At 67.8% G+C, this 538-nt stretch carries 1 protein-coding gene; it reads left to right on the top strand.

What is annotated here, in order from left to right; all coding sequences use genetic code 11:
- Window positions 1–61 precede the first annotated feature (61 nt).
- Window positions 62–538: diguanylate cyclase (locus AC1DU6_RS35535; protein WP_477863309.1), on the top strand; the 477-nt coding region annotated here is incomplete at its 3' end.

Here is a 538-nt window from a genome sequence, read left to right as displayed (position 1 = left end):
GTCTGGGTTCGAGCTTGGCGCGGCCGACTTCATCGCCAAGCCCGTGAGCGCACCGTTGGTCGTGGCGCGGGTCAAGACCCAGCTGCGTGTCAAGCACATCGCCGACGAGTTGCGCCGGATCGCGACGATCGACGTGCTGACCGGTGTCACCAATCGGCGGGGTTTCGACGACGCGCTGGCGCATGAATGGCGCCGCGCCCGGYGGGCCGGTGACCCGCTGGCCGTGCTGATGATCGATGTCGACCACTTCAAGTCATTCAACGATCACTATGGTCATCCGGCGGGCGATGTGTGCCTGCGGGCCGTCGCGCAGACCCTGGCGAGCACCAGCGTGCGCCCGGCGGATCTGGTTGCGCGCTACGGCGGGGAGGAATTCGTCGTGCTGCTGCCGCAGACATCGCGTCTGGGCGCCGAGCACGTGGCCCACAGCATGCTGAATGCCGTCGAAGCGCTGACCATCCGTCACGACGCCTCGTCGGCCGCATGCCACGTCACCGTCAGCGTGGGCGTCGCCTGCTACGACAACGCGAGCGAGTGC

Source organism: Roseateles sp. P5_B10 (assembly GCF_056400485.1).
Note: the sequence above shows the minus strand (reverse complement) of the source record. Positions and strands in the feature narration are given on the sequence as shown.